The 2,440-nt window shown below is 74.6% G+C and carries 1 pseudogene; it reads left to right on the top strand.

The features are described 5' to 3' along the window. Nucleotides 1-2,440, top strand: a pseudogene (locus WH85_RS45945) (hypothetical protein); the annotation flags it as partial.

Genomic DNA, 2,440 nt, shown 5'->3' with positions numbered 1-2,440 from the left:
GACCGCAACGGCCACACGGTGACGATGCGCTGGGACGAGCACGGCCGGCTGCTCGAACGTGACGGTTTCCGGTACACGTACGACGAGTTCGGGCGGGTGCTGACGGTCGTCGCCCCGACCGGCGGGCAGGTCCTCCACCGTTACGAGGGCGCCGAACGGATCCCGTCGGAGATCCGGGACGCGGAGGGCGGTCTGACCCGCCTGGACGTCCGTGACGGTCTGGTTCACGGGGTGACCGACCCGGACGGCGTGACGTTGACGTTCACCCTCGACGCGTCCGGGCAGCTCACCGCGGTCACCGACGGGCTCGGCAACACCGCCCGCGTCGACCGCGACCCGGACGGCCGGGTGCTCGCCACCACCACCCCGCTCGGCCGCCGCACCACCTTCCGCCACGACGCCCGCGGCCACCTCGTCGAACGCACCGACCCGGCCGGCCACAGCCGGCACTACGAGTACACCCCGGCCGGGCGCCTCACCGCCGTCGTCGACCCGTCCGGCGCCCGCCGCGAGACCCGGTACGGCGAGCACGGCGCGGTCACGGCCACCGTCGACCCGCTCGGCCACGAGACGACCCGCGCGTACGACCCGTTCGGCAACCTTGCCCGGCTGACCACCAGCGACGGCGGGGCGTGGGACTTCACGTACGACGTGCTGTCCCGCCTCACCGGCGTCACCGACCCGTCCGGCGCCACCTGGCTGCACGAGTACGACCCCGAGGGCCACCGCACCGGCACGGTCGACCCGGCCGGGGTGCGGCGGACCGCGACCGTCGACACGCAGGGCCGGGTCACCGGGATCGGCGACGGCCTGACCGGCAGTACCTTCGAGCACGACCCGCTGGGCCGGACCACCGCCCACGGACGCCCGGACGGCACCACGGCCCGTGCCGGATACGACCGGTGCGGACGCCGGACCACGATCGAGGACCCGTCCGGCGGCGTCACCCGGATCGAATACACCCCGGCCGGCCGGGTCCGCCGCACCACCTCACCGGGCGGCCGGGTCACCACCTGTGAGTACGACGCCGCCGGCCGCCGCACCGCGGTCGTCGACGGGGCCGGGCGGCGCACCGTCTGCCGGTACGACGCGGACGGCAACCTGACCGCAGCCGGGACGATCACCCTCGACTACGACGACGCCGGGCACCTGATCCGTCGCGGACACCTGCGGTTCGGCTACGACAACGCCGGCCGGCTGACCGCGATCGGCGCCCGCCGTTTCGAGTACGACCCGGCCGGCCGGGTCAGCGCCGCGATCGACCCGCTCGGCCGCCGCACCACCTACCGGCACGACTCCCTCGGACGCCTGACCGCGATCACCGATCCGCTCGGCAACACCTGCACCCGCGAGTACGACCAGGCCGGACGCCTGGTCGTCGAGACCGACGCGCTCGGCCGGTCCACCCGCTTCGTACACGACGCGGCGGGGCGGCTGGTCGGGCGTACCGACGGCGCCGGCCGCACGGTCCGCTGGACCCACGACGGGTCCGGACGGATCGTCACGATCACCGCGGGCGACGGCGCGACGATCACTTTCCGCCGTGACTCGCTCGGACGGCCGGTCGTCATCGACGAGCCCGGCCGCCGCCACCGGTTCCGGTGGGACCGGGCCGGGCGGCTGGTCGCCAAGGACCGCGACGGCCTCACCCTGCGTCACCGGTACGGCCCGGACGGCGAACGCCAGGCCACGGTCCTCCCGGACGGCACGGAGATCACCCGCGGCTACGACGACGGCGGCCTGCTCAGCGCGGTCGGCACGGTCACGCTGCGCCGCGACGCACTGGGCCGGCTGATCGGCACCGACAGCGGCGTGACCTGGGAACACGACGCGGACGGCCGGATCATGCAGGCGGGGGACCGGCTGACACGGCACGATGCGGCCGGTCAGTTGGTCGCGGAGGGTCAGACCCGTTTTGCGTACGACGAAAGCGGCCGTCTCGTGGCGGACGGCGACGTGGCGTGTGTCTACGACGCGGCCGGGCAGCTGGTGTCGCGAGGCGGGGTCGTCTACGAGTACGACGGCTCCGGCCGCCGGATCCGCGAGGGTGATCGCCGCTCGTACGAGTGGGACGTCTTCGGCCGTCTCGCCGCAGTGGTGGTCGACGGCCACCGCATCCCGGTCGGCGTCGACATCACCGGCGAACTGGCGTCGGTCGCCGACCGGGCCGTCCTCTGGGATCCCGGCCCGGCCGGCCCGCCCTGCTGGCTGGGCGACGCCCCGCTCCCGCCATCCTGGACAGCGCCGTCCGCGGACTGGCAGGGCACCCCCGACGGGGACAGCCGGGACGCGTGGGGCGCGCCCGCGCTCACCGACCCGGGTATCGGGTTCCGCGGCGAGCTGGAGTTCGCCGGGCTGACCTGGCTGCGGCACCGGGTGTACGACCCGTCGTCCCGTTCGTTTTTGAGTCCTGATCCGTTGCCGCCGGTTCCGGGGACGG

It is taken from the genome of Actinoplanes rectilineatus, assembly GCF_000962825.1.
GTDB lineage: Bacteria > Actinomycetota > Actinomycetes > Mycobacteriales > Micromonosporaceae > Actinoplanes > Actinoplanes rectilineatus.
The sequence above is the reverse complement of the archived record's forward strand: the minus strand, read 5'-3'. Positions and strand labels throughout refer to the sequence as shown.